Origin of the sequence: Nocardioides sp. QY071 (assembly GCF_029961765.1) — a bacterium.
Taxonomy (GTDB): domain Bacteria; phylum Actinomycetota; class Actinomycetes; order Propionibacteriales; family Nocardioidaceae; genus Nocardioides.
In genome coordinates this window covers 2,705,893-2,727,268 of the sequence record NZ_CP124681.1, presented here as the reverse complement: position 1 = coordinate 2,727,268, position 21,376 = coordinate 2,705,893, and the positions used below count along the sequence as shown (strand labels likewise).

Genomic DNA, 21,376 nt, shown 5'->3' with positions numbered 1-21,376 from the left:
GCCACGACGATCTGGAAGGATCCTCACATGCGTGCGACGACCATCCACGGCGCCCGGGACATCCGGGTCGACGAGGTCCCCGACCCCACCCTGCGCCGGCCCACGGACGCGATCGTCCGGGTGACCGCGGGCTGCATCTGCGGCTCCGACCTGTGGCCCTACCGCGGCGAGAACCCGATCCGTCCCGGCGCCACGATCGGCCACGAGTGCATCGGCGTCGTGGAGGAGACAGGCAGCGAGGTCCGCGACGTCCGGGTCGGCGACTTCGTCGTCGTCCCGTTCTGCCACTGCGACAACACCTGCCCCCACTGCCTCAACGGCGCCCAGTCGGTGTGCACCAACCTCGGCTTCACCGCGAGCGGCCAGGCGGAGTACGCCCTGGTCAACCAGGCCGACGGCAGCCTGGTGCGCACCGGCGGCGTCCCCGACGCCGACCTGGTGCCCTCGGTCCTCGCCCTCTCCGACGTGATGCCGACGGGGTGGCACGCCGCCGTCTCTGCCGGGGTGAAGCCCGGCGACACCGTGGTCGTGGTCGGCGACGGCGCGGTCGGCCTGTCCGGCGTCCTGGCCGCCTCGGTGATGGGCGCCGAGCGGATCATCGCGATGTCACGCCACGAGCCCCGCCAGGCGGTCGCCCGTGCCTTCGGAGCGACCCACGTGATCGCGGCCCGGGGTGACGACGCCGTCGCCGAGGTCCGCGACCTGACCGACGGTGTCGGGGTCGACGCGACCCTGGAGTGCGTAGGCACCAACGACGCGATGACCACCGCGATCGAGGTGACCCGCCCCGGTGGGGGCGTCGGGTTCGTCGGGGCGCCCCACGGTGTCGAGCTGTCTGCCCGCCGGCTGTTCGACAAGAACGTCGGCGTCCGCGGCGGCATGGCGCCGGTGCGCCGCTACCTGCCCGAGCTGCTGCCGATGGTCCTCGAGCGCCGGATCGACCCCGGGCAGGTCTTCGACCTCACTCTCCCTCTCGAGGAGTCGCCCGACGGTTACGTGGCGATGGACGAGCGCCGGGCGATCAAGGTGCTGCTGCAGCCGTGACCCGACTCGACCCCGCGACCTACCTCGCCCACATGCGGACCGAGTCGGCCCGCTTCGCCGAAGTGCTCGCCGCCTGCCGGCCCGACGCGCGGGTGCCGTCGTGCCCCGAGTGGGACGCCGCCGACCTGGCCTGGCACCTCACCGAGGTCCAGCACTTCTGGGAGCACGTCATCACCCACCGGCCCGCGCCGCCGGAGGCCTACACCGAGCCGGAGCGACCGGCGACGTACGCCGAGGTGCTGGCCGCCTTCGGCGCGACCCACGCGGCGTTCGTGGCGGCCCTCGAGACGGCCGACCCCGCCGAACCGGCCTGGTCGTGGTCCGTGCCCGGCGACCAGCACGTGGGCTTCACCTTCCGGCGTCAGGCCCACGAGGCGCTGATCCACCGCCTCGACGCCGAGCTCGCTGCGGGCCAGGTCACCCCGCTCCCGGACGCCCTGGCCGCGGACGGCATCGACGAGGCCCTCGCCGTGATGTACGGCGGCCTGCCGCCCTGGGGGCGGTTCGAGCCGGGCCCGCACCATGCCGAGTTCCGGGCCAGCGACACCGCCACGTCGGTGTGGGTCCGGCTCGGCACGTTCTCGGGCACCACGCCCGAGGGCGTCGAGCGCAGCGGCGAGCCCGACCAGCACGTGGTGGCCGATCCCGGCGTACCCGCCGACCTGGTGGTCGCCGGCACCGCCGCCGACCTCGACGCGTGGCTGTGGCACCGCGTCGGCGACGAGCGGGTGACGATCACCGGCGACGACGACGTGCGCGCCCACGTCGGGGCGGTGCTGGGTCAGGCGATCGACTGACCGCGGGGCTCAGCGACCTGGGCGGCCTGGGCCTTGCGTCCGGACCGGCCGGCGACCAGGACGACACCGAAGAGCGCGCCGATGGCGAGGACGAACAGCAGCACGAGCGCCAGCAGGACGACGATGGCGAGGAGACTCATGGGTCCCACCCTCGCATGACGCAGGTCACATCCCAAGGGTGATGCAGGTCACATGGCGCGGCAGCCGATTGCGACCGGGGGAGGACGACATGTCGGCCGGTCGCCCGCGAGGATCGCGCCATGGGTGACCTCGTGCCTGACCTGAGCGGCAAGACCTTCCTGGTGACCGGAGCCAACACCGGGATCGGCAAGGAGACCGTCCGCGGCCTGGCGGCTCGCGGCGCGCGGGTGGTGGTCGCGGGCCGCTCGGAGGAGAGGACCCGCGCCGCGATCGGCGAGATCACGTCCGACACCGGCAGCACCGACCTCGACTTCCTGCCGCTCGACCTGGGCGACCTGGCGTCCGTGCGCAGGGCCGCGGAGAGGTTCCTGGCCTCGGGCGAGCGCCTGGACGTGCTGGTCAACAACGCCGGGCTCGCCGGCAGGCGGGGGATGACCGCGAGCGGCTTCGAGCTCGCCTTCGGCACCAACCACGTCGGGCCGTTCCTGCTCACCGAGCTGCTCCGCGACCGGATCGTGGAGACCGGGCCCGGGCGGATCGTCAACGTCGCGAGCGCCGGGCACTACCGCGCCCCGGGCATCGACTGGGACGCCGTGCGGCAGCCGTCGGCTACCCGCACCGCGTTCGACGAGTACTGCGTCTCCAAGCTGGCCAACGTGCTGCACGCCCGCGAGCTCGGCCGACGGCTGGAGGGCACGGGCGTGACGACGTACTCCCTGCACCCCGGCGCGATCGCCTCCGACGTGTGGCGCGAGGTGCCGTTCGGGCTGCGCCACGTCATGAAGCTGTTCATGAAGTCGCCCGAGCAGGGCGCCCGGACCTCGTTGTACTGCGCGACCTCGCCCGACGTCGACGGCGACACCGGGCGCTACTACGACTCGGAGCGGGAGAAGACGCCGTCGAAGGTCGTCACCGACGAGCTCGCCGCCGAGCTGTGGGAGCGCAGCGAGGCGTGGGTCAGACCAGTACTCCGGGGTTGAGGATGCCGCCCGGGTCGAGGGCGGACTTGGCCGCCCGCAGGGCGGCGGCGAAGGGCTCGGGCCGCTGGGCGTCGTACCACGGGCGGTGGTCACGGCCCACCGCGTGGTGGTGGGTGATCGTGCCGCCGTGGTCGGCGATGGCGGTGGAGACGGCCGCCTTGATCTCGTCCCACTGGGCCAGGGTGCTGCCCCACCGGCCGCCGGCGTAGACGCCGTAGTAGGGCGCCGGGCCGTCCGGGTAGACGTGCGTGAAGCGGCAGGTCACCAGACCCTGGCCGCCGCACACCTCGTCGATCGCCCGCTGCGCGGCGCCGGTGACCGCGGCGTGGAACGCGGGGAAGGCGTCCCAGGTGCACGCGGTCTCGAAGGTCTCCACGACCATCGAGCGGCGGGCGAGCGCGTCGCGCTGGTAGGGCATCCGGATGAAGGACGATCGCCAGGCCTGGGAGGCGTCGGTGCCGGTCGTGCCGGCCGCCTTGTCGCGGGTTGCCAGGACGGTGCCGCGGTGGTCGGCGACCAGCTCGAGCGCCCGGTCCAGCCAGGCGTCGACCGGGTGGTCGGCGGACTCGAACGCGAGGATGAGCACGCCGCCGTCGACGGCGGTCCCGGCATTGACCAGCGCCTCGGCCGGGTCGAGGAGCCGGCAGTTGGCGGGGTGCAGCCCGGACTGGGCGATGGCGCGGGTCGCGGCCACCGCGTCGTCGTACGACCCGAAGCCGATGGTGGCGGTGCGTTGCCACTCCGGGCGCCGCTGCAGTCGCATCCATGCCTCGGTGATGACGCCGAGGGCGCCCTCGGAGCCGAGGAACATCCGGTCGGGGGACGGACCGGCACCCGACCCGGGGAGCCGGCGGGACTCGCCCGTGCCGGAGGGGGAGACGACCCGGATCGACTCGGTGAGGTCGTCGATGTGCGTGGTGAGGGTGGCGAAGTGACCGCCGGCGCGGGTCGCGAGCCAGCCGCCGAGGGTGGAGAACTCGAAGGACTGTGGGAAGTGGCGCAGCGTGAGGCCCTGGGGGCGCAGCTGGTCCTCGAGAGCCGGGCCGTAGGCGCCGGCCTGGATCCGGGCGGCGCGGCTGACCGGGTCGACTTCCAGGACCCGGTCGAGCGCGGCGAGGTCGAGGGTGACCGCGGGGCCGTCGAAGCGGGGCTCGACGCCGCCGACGACCGAGCTGCCGCCGCCGTACGGGACCACGGGGAGGCTGATCGCCGTGCACCAGTCGAGGACGTCGACGACGTCCTGCTCGGTGCGCGGCCGCACGACGAGGTCCGGGACGTGGGCGACGTCGCCGTGCAGGTTGCGCACGACGTCGCGGAACGCCTTGCCGCGGGCGTGGGAGAGGCGGTCGACGACGCCGGTCGAGCACAGGCCCGCGAGCGCCGCGGGCGGTGCCACCCGGGGAGCCGGTACGCCGAGCGCGTGCGGGTCGGGCGGCTGGTGGTCGGTGAGGTCGTGGCCGGGCAGCAGCGGTGCGACCCGGTCGACGAGGGCGGCGGTCTCGGTGGGGGTGAGTTGGGCGGCGTCGGCTCCCCAGCCCCACCAGGACCGGTCGGTGCTCGGGTTCACGAGGTGCTCCTGGCGAGTGCGGTGAGGGCGCGGCGGCCGCGGGCGGTCATCTCGGTGGGGCTGCGGTCGGGGTGGCGCAGCCACCAGGCGACCAGCGCGGACACGCTGCTCATCCAGATCTCGGTCAGGATCGCGACGTCGTCCGCGTCGCCGACCTCCGCGAGCGAGCCGACCCCGGCGCCCGCCTGGGCCGCGATCCGGAGCCGGGCGGCGCGCGCGGCCTCGTGGGCGGCCGAGCCCGGTGGAGGCGTGCGGTCGTTGAGGACGTTCCAGTCGTGGGGGCGCGGCTCGAGGGCGGTGAAGATCGCTGCCAGGGTGCCCTCCGCGAGCTCGAGCGCCCCGCCGCCGTGGGCGAGCACCTCGTCGACCCGGTCGGCGATGCCGTCTCCGGCGCGCCGGGCGCAGGCGGCGAAGAGCGCGTCCTTGGAGCCGAAGTAGCCGAGGACGAGCTGCTTGGAGACGCCGGCGCCGGTCGCGACGGCGGACAGCGAGGCGCCGGCGTACCCGAGCCGTCCGAACTCGCCGACCGCGGCGTCCAGGATCTGCTGCTCACGCGTGGCGCGGGGGACGCCCTTGCTGCCCGCGGTGCTGCCCGACGTGCTTCCGGTGTGGGCCGGCATGACCTCTCCTTCGGTTGACCGATCGGTAATTTACCGATCGGTCAACCGAAGTCAAGAGGCCAGGATCGCGACGACCGGCAGGCCGATCGCCACCACGAGCAGCGCGGCGAGGAGCAGCACGAACGGCAGCAGGCCGGGGACCTTCTGCTTCGTGAACCCCATCGCGCCGCCCATGAAGGTCAGCACGGGAGCGGCGTAGAAGACATCGACGGTCTGGCCAGGCGCCAGCTGGACCTGCTGGCTGGCCTGCCCGTAGCGCCACATCCACTGCGCGTGTGCGGACACGGTGTGCACGCCCGGCGGCATCGGGACGACGTTCGGCCCGAACTGGGCCGGGACGGGGTAGCCGTTGACCTGGACGCTGGGCGTGATCATGGTGAGCATCCGGTTGCCCTGGAGGTTGACGCGGAGGTAGCCGGGCGGGGGCGGAGGGGGCTGCGCGCTCATGCGCGCGACCCTACGAGGTCGAGCAGCGCGGGCCAGGCGGCGGACCCCAGCCGGCGGTCGGCATCGGCCGTGCCGCCGCGACACATCCGCAGACCGGCCTCCACGACGTCCTCGCCGGGCAGCACCGCGCGATGACCGGCCTGCGGATCCGCGACCAGGGAGGTGGCGCGGCCGTGCCGGGCCCGACGAAGCACGATCTCCTCCGCCTGCTCACGCGCGGGCCACACCTGGTCGTCGTCGCCGGCGACGAGGACGACGTCGGGGATCCGCTCGACGGGCAGGCTCGCCGCAGCGACGTCCTCGGGTGCCGCGGCCCGGGAGCGGGCGTAGAGGTCGCGATAGGCGGGCGGGTCGGTCGGCGGCTCCCAGTGCACGAACCGGACGAACGGCACCGGGGCGCCGTCCAGGGTCCAGTGGGAGGTCTGCCGGCCGTCACCGGTGACCCCGGCCCAGACCACGTCGCTGGGCGCGAAGGCCGCCACCCCGTCGACCGGCGCCTGGGTCAGCGAGGCGGTCGCGAGCGCGGCCTCGGCGCCGAAGGAGAGACCGACGAGAAGCACCCGGTCGCACTCGGCGGCGAGCGACTCGGCCCGGGCGGCGAAGGTCTCGAGCGGGATCTCCCACGGTCCGTCGTGCTGCTCGGGGCCGCCGAACCACTGGATCGACTCCGCGAGCACGCCCTGCTCGGCCAGCAGCCGGGCCCGCTGCTCGTCCACCCGGCCGCTCGACCCGCCGAGCACGAGGGCACCCACGCCGACGGGGTCGTCCGGCTCCCAGCGGACGCCGACGGGTGCGGACAGCTCGATCCGGCGGGCCATGGCTGCGACCCTACTCACCCGATCGGCCATCATGGGGGCGTGAGCACCCTCGATCCCGAACGGCTGCGCACCCTCACGCTGTTGCGGAGGGTGCGCGACCGGATCGATCGCGAGTACGCCCGTCCGCTCGACGTCGAGGCGCTCGCCCGCGACGTGCACATGTCGGCCGGCCACCTGAGCCGCGAGTTCAAGAAGGCGTACGGCGAGCCGCCGTACTCCTACCTGATGACCCGCAGGATCGAGCGGGCGATGGCGCTGTTGCGCCGCGGCGACCTGAGCGTCACCGACATCTGCTTCGAGGTGGGCTTCTCCTCGCTCGGCACGTTCAGCACCCGGTTCACCGAGCTGGTCGGGGTGCCGCCGAGCGCGTACCGCGACGACGCGCCCGTGCCCGGGGACGGTGCCGTCGAACCGCCGTCGTGCGTGACCAAGAAGGTCACCCGGCCGGTACGACGAGGCGGCGCGCAGACCAGCCCGGACGGTCCCGGGGCGGGCCCGGCATCGGTCAGGAATCGAGAAGCGCCGCACTTCGAGCCGCCACTAGCGTGAGCGACATGGACATCAGCATTCAGCACAGCTTCCTCCCGCAGACCGACCCCGAGGCCTCGCTGGCCTTCTACCGAGACGTGCTCGGCTTCGAGATCCTCAACGACGTCGGCTACGGCGAGATGCGGTGGATCACCGTGGCGCCCAAGGGGCAGTCGACCCCGTCGGTCGTGCTCGCCCCGCCGGCGGCGGACCCCGGCATCACCGAGGACGAGAAGCGCGTGATCGCCGAGATGATGGCGAAGGGCACCTACGCCACGCTCGTGCTCAGCACCCCCGACCTCGACGGCACCTTCGACCGGATCCAGGCCACCGGCGCCGAGGTGATCCAGGAGCCGATCGACCAGCCGTACGGCGTGCGCGACTGCGCCTTCCGCGACCCGGCCGGCAACCACATCCGCATCAACCAGGCCGGCTGAGCAGCGCGCCCATGGCCGACTTCGACCCGCCCCCGGCGCGTGACCGTGCGACCCGGCAGGCCGACACGCGAGCCCTGCTGGCGACCCCCGCGGTCGACGTGTGGGTCGCCACGGCGTCCGCCGCCGGCGTACCCCACCTCGTGCCGGTGTCCCTGGCCTGGGTGGGGGAGCGGATCGTGGTCGCGGTCGAGGCGAGGTCGACCACCGCGCGCAACCTGCTCGCCTCCGGCGTCGCGCGCCTCGGCGTCGGTCCGACGCGCGACGTCACGATGATCGACGCGGTGCTCGAGCGCTCGCTCGGCGTGGACGACGACGCCGGGCTGGGCGAGGCCTACGCGGCGCAGGCGGACTGGGACCCGCGCGGGCTGCCCGGCTACGTCTTCCTGGTGCTCCGGCCCGAACGGATGCAGGCCTGGCGCGAGTCCAACGAGATCGCGGGGCGCACGATCCTGAGGTCGGGGGACTGGCTGCCATGACGGGTCGGTCCCGCTGATCGGGAGACACCTCTCCCCGGGCGGTCGCCCCCGCCACGCTCGGCTCTCGACCGTCCCCGAGCCGAGGAGTCCCGATGTCCGACCCGCAGTCCGCCGACCGGTGGGCGATCATGGAGGTCCGCCACCGCTACATGCGCAGCGTGGACCTGCATGACTGGGACGCCGTCGCGGCGACCCTCGCGCCGGAGATGGTCGCGCGCTACCGGCCCGACCTGGTCACCGAGGGGGCCGACGCGCTGGTCGCCGAGCTGAGCAGCCGGCTCACCGACGAGCGGATCACCGTCCACCAGGTCGGCAACCCGAGCATCGAGGTCGACGGCGACGAGGCCAGCGGCACCTGGACGGTGTCGGACCGGACCGTGTGCACCGACGTCGGCTACGTCGTCGAGGGCGCCTCGCTCTCCACCGACCGCTACCGGCGCGACCCCGACCGGGGCTGGCTGATCACCGAGATCTCCTACCGCCGCTTCTGCGAGACCTCGGTGTCGCTGGCCGACCTGCCGAGCTTCCGGGTGCTGGCGACGCCGGCCGCCGGGCTCGGCTGATCAGCGCAGGGCGAGCTCGGGGAAGGCCGTCAGGTAGCGGTCGAACCGCTCGGTGACCTCGCCGGCGCTCAGCCCGAACTCCTCGAGGGAGTAGGCGTGGTCGGGTCGGCGGTCCCCGCGCCGGCTCACGTCGTCGGCCGCCGTCACCGCGGCGTGGGCCTCGTCGTCGAACGGCAGCCGGAAGGCGTCGTACAACCGCTCGACCGTGCCAACCGGGTCGGCGACGAACTCCTCGTAGCGCACGTCGGCGAACTGGGCCGGGTCGTAACTCGCCCGCGCGTCGAGGAACCGGTCGGTGGCGCCGGCCCACATGTCCAGGCTGTCGCGCCCGACGGTGGCGGCCTCGAAGACGGTCGAGTTCCCGGCCGAGGTCTTCGACGTCAGGCTGCTGACCGACGCGACGACCGTGCACGGGTCGCGGTGGGTCTGCACCACCAGCGCGTCGGGGTAGGCCGCCATCAGCGCGTCGAGCGAGAACAGGTGGCCCGGGTTCTTGAGGACCCAGCGCTTCTCGGGGCTGGTCATCCCGATCAGCTGGAGGATCCGGCGGTGCCGGCGGTAGCTGCCGCCGAGGTCCTGCTCACCGAGCCAGGAGGTGTACGACGGCAGGTGGGCCACGCTCGGGAACGCGAGCGAGCGCATCGACTGGTGCTCCAGCCACCAGCACTCCTCGACCACCTCGGGCGCCATGAAGTGCATGCCCTTCAGGCCGGGGACGGCGGCGTTGCGGCGGTCGATCTGGGCCTGCATCGCCTGGAAGTCGGGGTTCGACGCCCAGTGGTCGCGCAGCGGACGCGGCTGGGGCGCGGCGGCCAGCCAGAGCTGGAGGCCCTGGTGGCGCGGGTCGGCGCACAGGAGGCGGTGCAGGGCCGTCGTACCGGAGCGGGGCAGGCCGGTCACGAAGATCGGCCGGGTCACCGGCGTCTCCGCGTGCGCGGGGTGCTCGCGCCAGGCTGCCTCGGTGCGCAGCCGGCCGGCGAGCGCGTTGGCCAGGGCGCCCTCGACCTTGGCGCGGCCTTTGCCGGTCAGCCCCGCCTCGTGCTCGTAGCCGTCGAGGAGGGCGTGCAGCCCGGCGACGTACTCCCGGTCGCCGAAGTCGGTCAGTCCGGTCCGGGTCGTGGCGCGCTCGTGCAGCTCGTCGGCCAGGTTCATCGTGTGCTCCATCAGTGGTGGGTCGCGCCGGACGTGACGTCGAGGCACTGCCCGGTGATCGCCCGGGCGAGGTCGGAGGCGAGGAACACCGCCGCGTCGGCGATCTCCTCGGGGCGGGGCAGGCGCCGCAGGTCGGTGTCGGCGGCGATCTCGTCGTGGATCACCTCGGGTGTCACCCCGCGGGCCCGCGCCGCCTTCGCGAAGCTGGCCTCGACGGCGTCGCCCATGATGTAGCCCGGGGCGATCGAGTTGACCCGCACGCCCTGCGGGCCGAGCTCGATGGACAGGCCGCGGGCCAGCGCGAGCAGACTGGCCTTGGTCATCCGGTACGCGCCGAACCGGGGGAGCCGGTTGCGCACGATCATCGAGTTCACCACGACGACCGAGCCCCTGCTCGCCACGAGTGCGGGCGCGGCACGGCGCACCATCTCCAGCGCCATCAGCGGCGAGGCGAGCTCGTCACGGACCCGGTCGAGACCGCTGTCGAGGAGGTTCTCCCGGCTGGGCGGGAGGTAGGCGTTGTGCAGCACCGCGTCGAGCCGGCCGAGCTCGGCCAGCGTCGTGTCGACGAGGTGGCCGACCGCGACGGGATCCGCCAGGTCGGTCGGTACGACGACCGCGCGGCGCCCGGTGGCACGCACCTCCTGCGCGACGGCGCCGAGACGCTCGGCGTTGCGAGAGGCGAGCACCACGTCCGCGCCGGCGATCGCGCTGCGGACCGCGAGGGCCTGGCCCAGGCCGGGGCCCACGCCCGCCACTAGGACGGCCTTGCCGGCGAGGACGCCGGTCACCGGGTCCGTCATGCCATCATCCGGTCGCCCACGGCGGCCTGGCGCGCGGCGATCCGCTGTGCCCACTGCGCGGAGGTGACCCGCTGCTGGTCGTGGAAGGGCAGTCGCCGCGCGAGCTCGGCGTACGGGACGACCTCGGTGGTAGGTCCGTCCTCGGCGGTGAGCGGGCGGTCTACGCGCTGCCAGCGGATCTGGAGGTAGCCCTCGGTGAGGCCGGTGGTCTCCAGCCAGTTGGCCAGGCCGGGGTCCTGGCGGCTCACGACGAACCGGATCCGGCCGTCGGGGTCCACCTGCGCCTGGTCGGCGGTGAGGCTGGTCTGGTGGTCGACGTAGTCGAGGGAGACGTACCACTTCGTGCCGAGCTGCATGCCCTGGTACGGCATGCCGGACGCCGGGACCGTGATGACCAGCGCCTGGTCGTCGGCGAGGTCGAAATGGCCGGCGGAGCTGTACTGGCTGGCCAGGCCGCCGGGCGTGATCTTCGGTGCGTACATCGTGTTGACCGGCTGGTCGAGGTAGAACCGCTCGACGAACTCGAGGAACGTGCGGGCGTAGCCGAGGAGGGTGCGCGCGGCGCGGGCGTAGCGGGCCTCGATGGCCGCCAGGGTGACCGGCACGCCGGGCACGCCGATCCGGTCGGCGCGCTGGACGCGCAGGGTGCCGGCCCGCTCGGACGTCCAGTCGCTGAAGGTCTGGCGCACCAGCAGCCGCTGGGCGTCGGGGGACAAGGTGAAGTAGCCGGGGCCGCCGTCCTCGCGCGGCCCGAACCGGATCTCGAAGCTGCCGTCGTCGGCGACCGGGAAGTCACGGTCGTCGAAGGCCAGGTGACTCGCGGGCGCGGTGTTGCCGGCGTGGGAGCCGGCGAGCACCTGGAAGACGAGGTCGGCGCTGGAGCCGCGGTTGCCGGTGACGACGTACTCCGCGTCGCCGGAGATCTGTGCGGCGAAGTAGAGCGTGTCCGGGTTGTCGAGGCCCATCTTCGTCCACTGCGTGGAGGGCCGGGCGAAGTGCGGGTCGGCCGGGTCGCTCGCCCACGCACTCGCCAGGCCGACCCGGACCAGGCCGGCGAGGTAGTCCAGGCCCTCCGCGACGTCGCGCTCGGTGCGGACGTGCGGCGCGGCGAGGAGCACCCGCTCCGCCTCCTGGATCGCCTCCACGAGCAGGGCGGTGCCGGCACTGGTCGTGATCTGGGTCTCTTGCGTCACCCAGCGGAAACTAGGGAGCGGCGCTCGGCGCCCGAGCAGGGGTCCCGCTCATCGGGACCCCTCGATCACCACCAGGCGCTGGGTGGCGCGGGTCATCGCGACGTACCTGTCGACGGCACCCTCGATGCCCGTCCCGAACCGCTCCGGCTCGACGAGGACGACGAGGTCGAACTCGAGCCCCTTGGCATGCTCGGGGCTGAGCGAGCGGACCCTGGCCGTCGGCGTGAGCCCGGGATCGCCGATGACGCAGGCGATGCCCTCGGGATGGGTCCGCTCCCACTCGTCGAGGATCGCCGGAAGGTCGGTGCGAACGGCGTACTCGACCGGAACTCCCGTGCTGCGGACCGAGGTCGGGACGTTCGCGTCGGGGAGCACGGCACGGATCACCGGCGCCGCCGCCTCCATGACCTCGGCCGGGGTGCGGTAGTTCACGGTGAGCGAGGCGAGGTCGACGTCGTGGAGGCCGGCCCGCTCGAGCCGCTCCGTCCAGGTCTCGGTGAACCCGTGCCGCGCCTGGGCCCGGTCGCCGACCACGGTGAAGCTGCGCGACGGACAGCGGCGCAGCAGCATCTGCCACTCGGCGTCGGTGAGCTCCTGGGCCTCGTCGACGACGACATGGGCGAACGGGCCGGCGTACCGGTCCGGGTCGGCGGCCTGCCCGGACTGCTGGTCGCCGGCGGCGAGGGCGCCGCGCAGGTCGGTGCCGCGGAGCATCGACATGATCATCATGTCGGAGTCGTCGGTCGCGATCAGGTGGTCGACGACCCTGTCCATCTCCTCCCGCTCCCGGGCGGCGGTGGCCTCCTGGCGGCGCCGGGCGCGAGCCGCCTCGGGGTCGCCGAGCCGGGCCCGTGCGGCGTCGAGGAGGGGGAGGTCCGCGGTGGTCCAGGCCTGCGGTGGCCTCCTGCGGAGGGTGGCGACCTCGTCAGGGGAGAGCCAGGGGGCGCAGTGGCGCAGGTACGCCGGGACCTCCCACAGGTCACCGACGACGTCGCTCGCCTCGAGCATCGGCCACGCCTTCGCCACCGCGTCGACCAGCTCGCCGTTGCAGCGCAGGGAGCGGCGCAGCTGCTCCTCGGTCGCGTCGGTGTCGTCGTGCTTGTCGACGAGGATGTCGAGCAGCGCCTCCCAGACCTGGTCCCGGCCCTCGTTGTGAGGCGTGCCGGGGTCCGGTGCTCCGAACGCCTCGGCCCAGTCACTGGCGCTGAGCCATACGTCGGACCAGTCGGTCGCCACCACCATGCCCTCGGTCGGCGGCTCCTCGTAGAGCCGCACCGCCGGCTCGACGGCGCCGACCATCCGGGCGTCCGCCTTGAGCCGGGCGACCTCGGGGTCGGTCTCCTCGGCTGCCGCTGCGCCCTCGGCGACGAGGTTGCGCAGCGTGCAGGTGCGCACGCCCTCCTCGCCGAGACCGGGCAGCACGTCGGCGACGTAGGAGAGGTAGGGCTCGTGCGGGCCGACGAAGAGGACGCCGCCGCGGCCCTCGCCGAGCCGCGGGTCGGCGTACAGCAGGTAGGCGGCGCGGTGCAGCGCGACCACGGTCTTGCCCGTGCCGGGGCCGCCGTCGACGACGAGGGTGCCGCGCGAGCCGGCGCGGATGATCGCGTCCTGGTCGGCCTGGATGGTGGCGAGCACGTCGCGCATCCGCTCCGAGCGACTCGTGCCGAGGCTCGCGACGAAGGCGGACTGGTCGTCGAGGGCGGCGCCGGCGGCGGCGAGCGCGTCGGCGGTGAAGACCTCGTCCCAGTAGTCGGTGACCCGGCCGTTCGTCCAGCGGTACCGGCGCCGGCTGGCCAGGCCCATCGGACTGCCGTGGGTGGCGCCGAAGAACGGCTCGGCCGCCGGGGAGCGCCAGTCGACGAGGAGGCGCCGGCCCTCGGCGTCGGTCAGCCCGAAGCGGCCGATGTGGACCGTCTCGCCGGCGGTGGTGACCATGCGGCCCAGGCACAGGTCGAGCCGGTAGCGGCGCAGGGCCCGGAGGCGAGTGCCGAGCCGGTGCACCTCGAGGTCGCGGTCCATGGCCTCCTGGCCGCTGCCGCCGGGCTGTCGTCGTACGTCGGCCAGGCGGTCCTCGAGGTCGGCGACGGTGTCCTCGAGGCTGGCCTCGATGGCGGCGAAGTGCTGTTCGTCGGTGGCGATGAGGGCGGGGTCGGCCTTGGCCGGGTGGTCGTGCAGGTCGAACGCGCGGGTCGTCGCGTGGGTCAAATCATCAGCTCCCATGGGGGTTTCGCGGCTCCGCCGCTCGGCGGAGACCGGGATTCTGCCTGCTCCAGGGGGCCTTGCGGCAAGACCCCCTGTGCGCTATACGTTGAGTACGGAGGGAGCTGTGTCGGTGGGGCCCGGTAGAACCGGAGCATGAGCCGAGACCTCCAGATCACGTTCGACTGCCACGACCCGCGCGCTCTCTCGAGGTTCTGGAGCGCGGTGCTGGGCTACGCCATCCCGGGCCCGCCGGGGGTGCCGCTCGCCGAGGGGGAGGATCCGCTGGCGGCGTGGGACGCCTTCCTCGAGCGGATCGGGGTTCCGGAGTCCGAGCGGAACTCACGCTCGGCGATCGAAGACCCCGACGGGACCCGACCACGGGTGTTCTTCCAGCGGGTGCCCGAGGACAAGGTGGTCAAGAACCGGGTGCACCTCGACGTGCGCGCCGCGCCCGGGCTGGCGGGCGACGAGCGGATGGCGACTCTCGAGGCGGAGTGCACCCGCCTGGTCGGCCTCGGCGCCCGGCGGATCGGGCGGTTCGAGCCGGAGCCGCCGATGGGTGGTGGGCACATCGTGATGGCCGACCCCGAGGGGAACGAGTTCTGCCTGGACTGACGGATCGGTAGCGTCACGGCATGGAGCGACGACTCGCGGTGGTGACCGGCGGCAGCAGGGGGATCGGTGCGGCCACCGCCCGGATGCTGGCGGGCTCCGGGTGGAACGTGCTGCTGACCTACCGGTCGGACCGGGCCGCCGCGGAGTCGGTGGCTGCCCGGTGCTCGGACCTTGGGGGGTGGGCCGGGGCGGTCGAGCTCGACGTGGCTGAGGAGTCGGCCGTCGAGGAGGTGTTCCGGTCCCTGCCGGCCGAGGCGGGGACGTTGCGGGCGCTCGTCAACAACGCCGGGATCGTCGCGCCCACCTCGCGGGTCGTGGACCTCTCGGCCGAGCGGGTGCGCCGGGTGCTCGAGGTCAACGTGCTGGGCGTACTGCTGTGCGCGCGGGAGGCGGTGCGGCTGATGGCACCGCCGTCCGGTGCCGGGGGTGCGATCGTCAACGTGTCCTCCCGCGCCGCCGAGCTCGGCTCACCGGGCGAGTACGTCGACTACGCCGCCTCGAAGGCGGCCGTCGACGCCGTCACCCGTGGCCTGGCGCTGGAGACCGCCGGCCAGGGGATCCGCGTCAACAGCGTGCGGCTCGGGCTGATGGACACCGCCATCCACGCCCGCAACGGGGAGCCGGGACGCTTGGAGCGGGTCGCGCCGACGATCCCGATGGGTCGGCCCGGCACGACCACCGAGGCCGCGGCCGCCATCTGCTGGCTGCTGGACGACGCGTCGTCGTACACGACCGGTGCGGTTCTCGACGTGTCGGGCGGGCGGTGACCTGTCGGATTCGTTCAAGCGGTCCGCACGGCCGCTGCGTAGCCTCGGCGCCATGAGAGCCGCCGCGACCTTCACCGTGTCCGACTGGACGCCCCTCGACCTGCCCCGGGCCGTCGGCGGGGTCGGCATACCCGAGACGGCGGCGCCCGCCGGCGTCGCCGCCATGGTGAAGACCTTCGCCGGCGACTTCGCCGGCCGCTCGGTCACCTGGTTCGTCGGCGGGCTGAACACCACCAGCGGGGCCGGGACCTATGTCGCGGTCGAGTCGTTCGAGGGGACGCTCGGCGGACGGCCCGGGACGTTCGGGTTCGTGCACGCAGCCTCGACGCACGGCAGCGACAGGTACGACGAGTACTTCACCGTGGTGCCCGACAGCGGCACCGGCGCCCTGGCCGGGATCACCGGCCAGGGCTCGCTGGCGATCGACGAGGACGGCACCCACCGCGTCGAGCTGGAGTACCTGCTCCCGCAGTGAGGTCAGCCGACCGGAGCGACGCTGACCTTGGTGCCGAGGACCCGGCCCTCGGCGTCGAGGAAGGTCAGCGTCACCTGCGGTACGCCGACCGCCTCGGGCAGCGCGGCGCCGTAGCCGTGGGAGTCGGCTCGGACCGGGAGGGTTCGGTCCACGCCTGGCGCCTGGATCCGCACCTGGGTGGCGGTCGGCCAGGGCGAGATCCCGTAGATCAGGGGCTCGCTGTCGGTGAAGTAGCCGCCGATCTGCTCCGGTGAGGTGAGCTCCTGGGGCGGGACGTCGTCGCCGACCCAGATCATGCCGCCGCAGCCGTACTCGAGCTCCTTCTTCGTCGGCATGCCCGTGCCGTCCCAGACGCCGTCGCTCATCGCGTAGCAGACCTTGCCGGTCGAGGAGGTCGCGACCCAGAACGCGAAGACGCCGTGGTCGGTGTCGAACTGCGCGACCAGTGCGGGCTCGTGCAGCTTGCCGAGCCCGTTGCCCGTGGTGTTCGGCTGCCGGGCGAAGTCCTCGATGACACTGGACACGACCTCGGTCGGGCCGCCGAGGGCGACGGCGGTCGTCGTACCGATGACGGAGAAGGCAAGGCCGACACCGATGGCGGTACGCCGGCGAGCGCGCCGGCGTCGTGCGGCTGCGGCGTGGTGGGTGGCCCGGTCCTCCCGCAGGATCCGGGCCAGGGTGACCTCCGACCAGGCCGGGTCGAGCGGCGGGGGAGCGGGGGCGAGGGCGGTGAGAACGGCAGGGGCGGCAGGGGCGTGGTCCGTGGTCATCGGAGTCCACCTTCGGTGAGAGGTCGGCTGGGGGATGCGGCACGCTTGTCCGCTGGTAGGTCGTGGTCGAGGTGTGCGTCGAGTGCGGTGCGGGCGCGGTGCGCGCGGACCCGGAAGGTGCCCGGTCGCAGGCCGAGGACCTCGGCTGCGGCGTCGGGGGAGAGGCCGTCCCAGGCGACGAGCAGAAGCGCCTCGCGCTGGGTGTCGGGCAGTGCGGCCAGTGCCTCGAGTGCGGCCATCCGGTCGGTGGCGAGCATCGCCGCATCGGCCTCCGGGCGCGCGGCCCGGTCGAGCAGCGTGAGCCGGTCGTGGAGGGCGGTGCGTCGGCGCGCCGAGCGACGGCTGTTGCCGATCACCTTGCGTGCGGTGGCGATCAGCCAGCCGATCGGCGGCTCGGGTACGTCGTCCCAGCGGCGCCAGGCCTGGACGAAGGTCTCGGCCACGACGTCCTGCACGTCGTCCGGCGCCACGTGGCGGCGCGCGTAGGCCGCGACCCGGGGGCCGTCACGGCGCCACGCCTCGCTGAACGCTGCCTCGGGGGCGTCTTCGGAGTTGCTCATGTCCTTGTAGTGTCCGGCTCGCTGCAGGTGTTACCGCTGGGGTCACTAGTGTGGTCGCGATGATCCGGGAGCGCATCGAGCAGGACCTCGACCGGTTGGTCGCCGTCCTCGATTCGCTCGACGCCGGGCCGGGCGTGCTGGCCGGCCGGTCTGCCTACGACTGGCTGACCGAGGTCGACGCCGACGTGTCCTGGGTGTTCGACCAGGCGCCGGTCAGTGTGGCGCCCACCCGCAACGTCGTCGGGCACGTGCAGGTGTTCGTTCCTCCTGTCGGTGCGCCGTGGGTGGATGCGGTCGCCTCGGCGGCGGGCGTCGAGGCGGACCGGCTGCTGGTGATCGGGCGGTTCTTCGTCAAGGACATGAGATTCGACCAGGGCATCGGTCGGTACCTGCTCACCGAGTGCGTCAAGCGGATCGCGGCCCGGGGGAGCGTCGCGGTGCTCGATCCCGACGGGCTCGCGCTCGTGCCGCGGGTGCTGTGGTGCCGCCTCGGGTTCTCCGAGGACACCGCGGCCCCGGTTCTGTTGCCGTGACGTGCCAGCATCCAGGCTGTGCGCAACGAGCAGCGGATCCCGACCCGAACCCCTGAGTCCCGCGCGTTCGCCGAGCGCGTGAACGTCGTCATGAGCCTGACCGCGCAGCTCAACGCGCTGCCGTACGAGGACCTCGAGCAGCGCCGGTCGCTGATCACGCGGATCTTCGGCGGCGACGTGCCCGAGTCGCTCTCGATCCTGCCGCCGTTCCACTGCGACTACGGCCTCGGCGCGAGCTTCGGCGAACGCGTGTTCATCAACCAGGGCTGCTACTTCCTCGACCTCGGTGGCATCACCATCGGAGACCGTGTCCTGATCGGTCCACGGGTCACGCTCAGCACCGCCGGCCACCCGGTCGAGCCCGCCGAGCGCTTCGACTTCCTCACCCACGCGTCGATCGTGATCGAGGACGACGTGTGGATCGGCGCCGGTGCGACGATCACCCCCGGGGTGACGGTCGGGCGCGGATCGGTGGTCGGTGCGGGCACGGTCGTGGCGGCCGACGTACCGCCGATGTGCGTGGTGACCGGCACCAGCGTCGTCGTACGCAAGGAGCTCAGAGACCCGGTCTGAGCACTCCCTGGACCGCCTCCGGGCGCACCCGGACCATCGAGACGAGCGCGATGCCGTCCTGGGTCCACGCGTCAGCGACGAGTCCGGTGACGTCGAGCAGGTAGGTGTCGCTGACGTCGCCGGAGCGGGCGCTGAGGTCGTCCTGTGTCGGGCACAGCAGGACGTCGGTGCTGGTCGGCCAGCCCCGACGCACGAGCTCGTCGTGCAGTGCATCGGTGACCAGGACCTCGACCTGGTCCACCTCCGCCAGCGACTCGTTGGCGAGCAGCGCACCGTTCAGCCCGACGACATAGCCGTCGTGGGGGAGCTCCAGTGCTCTCAGCGCGTCGCTCAGCCGGCGCCACGTCCAGGTCGACCGCCCGGGCTGGGGCGGGTCCGCGGTGCTCGACGCCGCGAGGAACGCCGCGACCGCGTGGCGGTCGAGCTGCAGCATCGAGACGACTCGCACGTCGTCCTGGACCCACGCATCCGTGATCAGGTCGACGATCGGCGCCAGGTAGACATCGCTCACCTCGCCGGCCCGGACGACGAGTCCGGGCTCGCCCGGGCAGGCCAGGCCGTCGTCCGCCGTACGACGCGGCCAGCCTTCCCGGAGCAGCGCGCCGTACAGGTCGTCGGTGGCGAGCAGCACCACCTCGGCGGTGTTGTCGACCGACTCGTTGGCGAGCATCGCGCCGGCCAGGCCGACGACGTACTCGTCCGCGGGCAGCTCCAACGAGGTGACGGCCGCGTGCAGGCGGGTCCAGGTCCAGGACACTAGAGCACTGCGCTCCAGGTCCGCGGCTCGCCGGTGTGCACGATCGCCCACGTGCCGGTCGCGGGATCGAGCATCACCGAGACGGATCGGTCCGCGGTGCCCCGGCCGGCTGCCTCGCAATCCGACCAGTCGCACACGTGGCTGAGGATGGCGTGGCTCCCGTCCGACAGCGTGACCCGCACCTGTAGCTCTCCCTCGGTGCTTGCGGTCTCTCGCGGGATCCGCGTCCATCCGATCGCCCGGGCCGGAACCAGCGACCCGGTCCGGGCGAGCTCCTGGGTCGCGGCGAGCTTGCGGCGCGCAGCACGGGGGAGCCGCACGCCTGCGACCAGGCAGCCGACGGTCGGCAACGACAACACGGCCAGCAGGAACCACCCCGGCACCGCCTGGCCGGTGGCGATCAGTCCGACGGGGATCGACAGCAGCACGAGTCCCAGCGCCAGCACCACGGGTGCCATGCGCCGGTCGTGCCTCGCCATGGCGGGCGTCTGCCACACGATCTCGGTCATCGTCACAGGTCCAACAGCAGCCCGAGCGTCTCGCGGACCTCGCTGAGAAGCACCGGACCGATGTTTCCCGTACGGCCGTGGATCCGGGTCGTGGCCACGGAGCGCACGTGCTGGCACTGCGCCGCCGACGTCGCGTCCAGGCGATTCACGTCGTCCGGGTCGATGATCACCTCGGCTCCGCTCTGGCGCACCGTGCGCGTCAAGGGCACGACCTGGACCACGCTCGGCCCGCCTCGCAGGACGCGCGCAGCCGTCACCACGACAGCAGGCCGACGGAGCCCGGCCTCGCTGCCGCTGGGGATACCGAGGTCGAGGTCGACGACGTCACCCGGCGTCAGCATCAAGCCAGGCTGTCTCGTCGTCGGTGAGGTCGGTGGAGAGGTCTCGGGCCATGGCGTCCTGGCGGAGGGCGCGAATCGCCCGGCTCACTGTCTCGTCGATGGTCTCGTGACGCTCGGTGGCCAACCGGGTCACCCGCGCATGCGTCTGCCTGCTGATCCGGATCGTCGTCGTGTCGCCCATGAGGTCCATACTACGGCGTGTAGACAGAACCATCTACATGATCGTGCGGGCCGCAGTAGGGGAGACTTGCCGGCATGACAGATCGACCACCCACCGACGACGAGAGCATCGCCGGCCACAACGACCTGTGGAGGAGTCTCACGCGTCCCGACAACGAGGTCCCGGCATCGGTCGCCGTCGATCTCGTGCTGGGCTCGAACGCGGACGTAGTGGCGTTCGTCTCGGGCATGTTGGTCTTCAGCACCGGCGTCGAGCTGACCCTCGACGTGCGGGCCCGGCCGGGCCACCGCATCGACGGCGAGGCACTGGCGGACCTGCTCTTCCACAGGAGTCGCGGAGGCAAGCCCTACCTGTTCGGCGTCGAGTACGCCGACGGGCGACGCTCTGCCCGACGCCACACCTTCTCTCCCGTCCCCGAGTCCGATCCGGACGCGGTATCGCTCCTCCAGTCGGGCGGCTCGGGCGGTGGCGGCAACAGCTACTCGTCGAGCTACTTCCTCTCGCCCCTTCCTCCGCCCGGTGAGGTGCACTTCCACTTCCTGTGGCCCGACGCCGCGATCCCCGAGACCAGGTCCACCATGAGCGCGGATGCGATCATCGACGCGGCGTCGAGAGCCCGCGTGCTCTGGCCCTGGGAGGACGAGACGTGGGGGGAGGAGGACGCCCCGGAGATCGTCCTCCATCTCCCTGCCGGCAGCTTGTTCGCCTAGGCCCTGCTCGCGACCACCCTGTAGTTCTCGGCGTTGCCGTCGAACGTGCTCATGTCGATGCGGAGGCCAACGCGGTGCAGCTCGGCCTCGAGCTCGTCGTACCGGAAGGGCCAGCACGAGAGCAGCTCCGAGCTGACGAGGACCGGCCCGGCCGCGTCGACCTGCGCGATCGCGATCTCGATGTGGTGCTCGTCCTCCCACCGCGGCGCGATGTCCCAGCGATAGACCACGAGCGCATCGCGACCGTCGCGGTGCACGAGGCGGTCACCGATGTCGAGCCGGGAGCCCCTGGCCCGGACCAGCTCCCAGGTTCGGGAGGTGAGCACGAGGCGCCCACCGGGGCGCAGGAGCCGTGCCATCGACTCCAGCGCAGCGACCCTGCCGCCGGCGCCTGCCGCGTGGGCCAGCGAGTTGCCGACGCAGAACACCACGTCGAAGGTGCCGTCGTCGAGATGGTCGGGCAGCTCGTGCCAGTGCGCCCGCAGTGTGCGTACCGACGCCCCGAACTTCTCGGCCAGCTCCGCCGTCCGACGGACCATCGTCTCGCTGGCGTCCGTCGCGACGACCTGCAGGCCGCGACCGGCGAGGCCCACGGCCAGCTGTCCGGTCCCGCAGGAACAGTCGAGGGCGTGAGCGTTCGGCGGCAGGGGATCGATGACGTCATCGAATGACGCCACGAACTCGGCCGGGCTCAGGCGTGCGTCCGAGATGAGCCATTCGTACACCTCGCCGAGCGCGTCATAGCCCGTCATCAACACCACCTCCGCCCGCAGCCCGATCTGGGGGACTCAGTAGACCAGCGCGATCGCCAGGCTCA

At 72.9% G+C, this 21,376-nt stretch carries 29 protein-coding genes; 13 read left to right on the top strand and 16 right to left on the bottom strand.

Annotation, left to right across the window (positions count from 1 at the left end; genetic code table 11):
• The first annotated feature begins 27 nt into the window (after window positions 1-27).
• Window positions 28-1,044, top strand: coding sequence for a zinc-dependent alcohol dehydrogenase family protein (locus QI633_RS13140; protein WP_141798791.1), 1,017 nt, complete (start codon window positions 28-30; stop codon window positions 1,042-1,044).
• Entirely contained in the window at window positions 1,041-1,841 is an 801-nt protein-coding gene (locus tag QI633_RS13135) for a maleylpyruvate isomerase family mycothiol-dependent enzyme (protein ID WP_260805972.1), read from the top strand. Before QI633_RS13140 ends, QI633_RS13135 begins: the two co-directional genes overlap by 4 nt.
• On the opposite strand, the gene QI633_RS13130 is transcribed toward QI633_RS13135, so the two are convergent.
• Window positions 1,826-1,981, bottom strand: a complete 156-nt coding sequence (locus QI633_RS13130; RefSeq protein ID WP_160158242.1) for a hypothetical protein — start codon at window positions 1,979-1,981, stop codon at window positions 1,826-1,828. The genes QI633_RS13135 and QI633_RS13130 overlap by 16 nt on opposite strands.
• A 120-nt stretch (window positions 1,982-2,101) precedes the next feature.
• Between QI633_RS13130 and QI633_RS13125 the strand changes: the two genes are divergently transcribed.
• A complete protein-coding gene (locus QI633_RS13125; RefSeq protein ID WP_141798792.1) occupies window positions 2,102-2,962 on the top strand; it encodes an SDR family oxidoreductase in 861 nt (286 codons plus the stop codon).
• Here QI633_RS13125 and QI633_RS13120 read toward each other — a convergent pair.
• The 4 genes from QI633_RS13120 to QI633_RS13105 are packed head-to-tail and all read right to left on the bottom strand — an operon-like array spanning window position 2,940 to window position 6,414.
• Window positions 2,940-4,529: an FAD-binding oxidoreductase gene (locus tag QI633_RS13120; protein WP_282429249.1), complete on the bottom strand. Its 1,590-nt coding sequence runs from the start codon at window positions 4,527-4,529 to the stop codon at window positions 2,940-2,942. The genes QI633_RS13125 and QI633_RS13120 overlap by 23 nt on opposite strands.
• Entirely contained in the window at window positions 4,526-5,149 is a 624-nt protein-coding gene (locus QI633_RS13115) for a TetR/AcrR family transcriptional regulator (protein WP_282429248.1), read from the bottom strand. The genes QI633_RS13120 and QI633_RS13115 overlap by 4 nt, the downstream gene beginning before the upstream one ends.
• A 51-nt stretch (window positions 5,150-5,200) precedes the next feature.
• Window positions 5,201-5,596, bottom strand: coding sequence for a hypothetical protein (locus tag QI633_RS13110; RefSeq protein ID WP_282429247.1), 396 nt, complete (start codon window positions 5,594-5,596; stop codon window positions 5,201-5,203).
• Window positions 5,593-6,414 carry an alpha/beta fold hydrolase gene (locus tag QI633_RS13105; protein ID WP_282429246.1) on the bottom strand — a complete coding sequence of 274 codons (822 nt, stop codon included), beginning with the start codon at window positions 6,412-6,414 and terminating at the stop codon, window positions 5,593-5,595. Before QI633_RS13105 ends, QI633_RS13110 begins: the two co-directional genes overlap by 4 nt.
• A 39-nt stretch (window positions 6,415-6,453) precedes the next feature.
• Here QI633_RS13105 and QI633_RS13100 point away from each other — a divergent pair, with 39 nt between their 5' ends.
• The 4 genes from QI633_RS13100 to QI633_RS13085 all read left to right on the top strand — a co-directional run bounded on the left by QI633_RS13100 (window position 6,454) and on the right by QI633_RS13085 (window position 8,418).
• Window positions 6,454-6,963 (top strand): helix-turn-helix transcriptional regulator, encoded by a 510-nt coding sequence (locus QI633_RS13100; RefSeq protein WP_141798797.1) that lies wholly within the window; start codon window positions 6,454-6,456, stop codon window positions 6,961-6,963.
• Window positions 6,964-6,968: 5 nt separating this feature from the next.
• Complete coding sequence (locus QI633_RS13095) at window positions 6,969-7,379, top strand: VOC family protein (RefSeq protein ID WP_174245213.1); 411 nt, start codon at window positions 6,969-6,971, stop codon at window positions 7,377-7,379.
• A gap of 11 nt (window positions 7,380-7,390) precedes the next feature.
• Entirely contained in the window at window positions 7,391-7,855 is a 465-nt protein-coding gene (locus QI633_RS13090; RefSeq protein ID WP_141798799.1) for a pyridoxamine 5'-phosphate oxidase family protein, read from the top strand.
• Between the two features lie 92 nt (window positions 7,856-7,947).
• Window positions 7,948-8,418 carry a nuclear transport factor 2 family protein gene (locus QI633_RS13085; RefSeq protein ID WP_141798800.1) on the top strand — a complete coding sequence of 157 codons (471 nt, stop codon included), beginning with the start codon at window positions 7,948-7,950 and terminating at the stop codon, window positions 8,416-8,418.
• On the opposite strand, the gene QI633_RS13080 is transcribed toward QI633_RS13085, so the two are convergent.
• From QI633_RS13080 to helR, 4 genes are read right to left on the bottom strand one after another with little or no spacing between them, the layout of a single operon-like run.
• On the bottom strand, window positions 8,419-9,582 hold the full coding sequence (locus QI633_RS13080; protein ID WP_282429245.1) for a sulfotransferase: 1,164 nt from the start codon (window positions 9,580-9,582) through the stop codon (window positions 8,419-8,421).
• Window positions 9,582-10,373, bottom strand: a complete 792-nt coding sequence (locus QI633_RS13075; RefSeq protein WP_141798802.1) for an SDR family oxidoreductase — start codon at window positions 10,371-10,373, stop codon at window positions 9,582-9,584. Before QI633_RS13075 ends, QI633_RS13080 begins: the two co-directional genes overlap by 1 nt.
• Window positions 10,370-11,566 (bottom strand): hypothetical protein, encoded by a 1,197-nt coding sequence (locus tag QI633_RS13070; protein WP_282429244.1) that lies wholly within the window; start codon window positions 11,564-11,566, stop codon window positions 10,370-10,372. The genes QI633_RS13075 and QI633_RS13070 overlap by 4 nt, the downstream gene beginning before the upstream one ends.
• 48 nt (window positions 11,567-11,614) lie before the next feature.
• Window positions 11,615-13,771, bottom strand: coding sequence for an RNA polymerase recycling motor ATPase HelR (helR, locus tag QI633_RS13065; protein ID WP_282429243.1), 2,157 nt, complete (start codon window positions 13,769-13,771; stop codon window positions 11,615-11,617).
• 150 nt (window positions 13,772-13,921) lie between these two features.
• On the opposite strand from helR, the gene QI633_RS13060 reads away from it, so the two are divergent.
• From QI633_RS13060 to QI633_RS13050, 3 genes are read left to right on the top strand one after another with little or no spacing between them, the layout of a single operon-like run.
• A complete protein-coding gene (locus tag QI633_RS13060; protein ID WP_141798804.1) occupies window positions 13,922-14,383 on the top strand; it encodes a VOC family protein in 462 nt (153 codons plus the stop codon).
• Between the two features lie 20 nt (window positions 14,384-14,403).
• Entirely contained in the window at window positions 14,404-15,150 is a 747-nt protein-coding gene (locus QI633_RS13055; RefSeq protein ID WP_282429242.1) for an SDR family oxidoreductase, read from the top strand.
• Window positions 15,151-15,202: 52 nt separating this feature from the next.
• Window positions 15,203-15,625: a DUF3224 domain-containing protein gene (locus tag QI633_RS13050; protein WP_282429241.1), complete on the top strand. Its 423-nt coding sequence runs from the start codon at window positions 15,203-15,205 to the stop codon at window positions 15,623-15,625.
• A gap of 2 nt (window positions 15,626-15,627) precedes the next feature.
• On the opposite strand, the gene QI633_RS13045 is transcribed toward QI633_RS13050, so the two are convergent.
• On the bottom strand, window positions 15,628-16,395 hold the full coding sequence (locus tag QI633_RS13045) for a hypothetical protein (RefSeq protein ID WP_282429240.1): 768 nt from the start codon (window positions 16,393-16,395) through the stop codon (window positions 15,628-15,630).
• Window positions 16,392-16,955 (bottom strand): sigma-70 family RNA polymerase sigma factor, encoded by a 564-nt coding sequence (locus QI633_RS13040; protein ID WP_282429239.1) that lies wholly within the window; start codon window positions 16,953-16,955, stop codon window positions 16,392-16,394. Before QI633_RS13040 ends, QI633_RS13045 begins: the two co-directional genes overlap by 4 nt.
• 59 nt (window positions 16,956-17,014) lie before the next feature.
• Here QI633_RS13040 and QI633_RS13035 point away from each other — a divergent pair, with 59 nt between their 5' ends.
• Entirely contained in the window at window positions 17,015-17,488 is a 474-nt protein-coding gene (locus QI633_RS13035) for a hypothetical protein (RefSeq protein ID WP_282429238.1), read from the top strand.
• Window positions 17,489-17,506: 18 nt separating this feature from the next.
• Window positions 17,507-18,061, top strand: coding sequence for a sugar O-acetyltransferase (locus QI633_RS13030; protein WP_282429237.1), 555 nt, complete (start codon window positions 17,507-17,509; stop codon window positions 18,059-18,061).
• Here the strand turns inward: QI633_RS13030 and QI633_RS13025 are convergent.
• The 4 genes from QI633_RS13025 to QI633_RS13010 are packed head-to-tail and all read right to left on the bottom strand — an operon-like array spanning window position 18,045 to window position 19,849.
• On the bottom strand, window positions 18,045-18,818 hold the full coding sequence (locus tag QI633_RS13025) for a hypothetical protein (protein WP_282429236.1): 774 nt from the start codon (window positions 18,816-18,818) through the stop codon (window positions 18,045-18,047). The genes QI633_RS13030 and QI633_RS13025 overlap by 17 nt on opposite strands.
• The gene (locus QI633_RS13020) at window positions 18,818-19,327 is read right to left on the bottom strand and encodes a hypothetical protein (protein ID WP_282429235.1); all 510 of its coding nucleotides are present in this window, start codon (window positions 19,325-19,327) and stop codon (window positions 18,818-18,820) included. Before QI633_RS13020 ends, QI633_RS13025 begins: the two co-directional genes overlap by 1 nt.
• A 2-nt stretch (window positions 19,328-19,329) precedes the next feature.
• Entirely contained in the window at window positions 19,330-19,668 is a 339-nt protein-coding gene (locus QI633_RS13015) for a type II toxin-antitoxin system PemK/MazF family toxin (protein WP_282429234.1), read from the bottom strand.
• Window positions 19,652-19,849, bottom strand: a complete 198-nt coding sequence (locus tag QI633_RS13010) for a hypothetical protein (RefSeq protein WP_282429233.1) — start codon at window positions 19,847-19,849, stop codon at window positions 19,652-19,654. The genes QI633_RS13015 and QI633_RS13010 overlap by 17 nt, the downstream gene beginning before the upstream one ends.
• Window positions 19,850-19,923: 74 nt before the next feature.
• On the opposite strand from QI633_RS13010, the gene QI633_RS13005 reads away from it, so the two are divergent.
• Complete coding sequence (locus QI633_RS13005) at window positions 19,924-20,559, top strand: hypothetical protein (RefSeq protein WP_282429232.1); 636 nt, start codon at window positions 19,924-19,926, stop codon at window positions 20,557-20,559.
• On the opposite strand, the gene QI633_RS13000 is transcribed toward QI633_RS13005, so the two are convergent.
• Window positions 20,556-21,311: a class I SAM-dependent methyltransferase gene (locus tag QI633_RS13000; protein WP_282429231.1), complete on the bottom strand. Its 756-nt coding sequence runs from the start codon at window positions 21,309-21,311 to the stop codon at window positions 20,556-20,558. The two genes, QI633_RS13005 and QI633_RS13000, sit on opposite strands and share 4 nt — an antisense overlap.
• Between the last annotated feature and the right edge of the window lie 65 nt (window positions 21,312-21,376).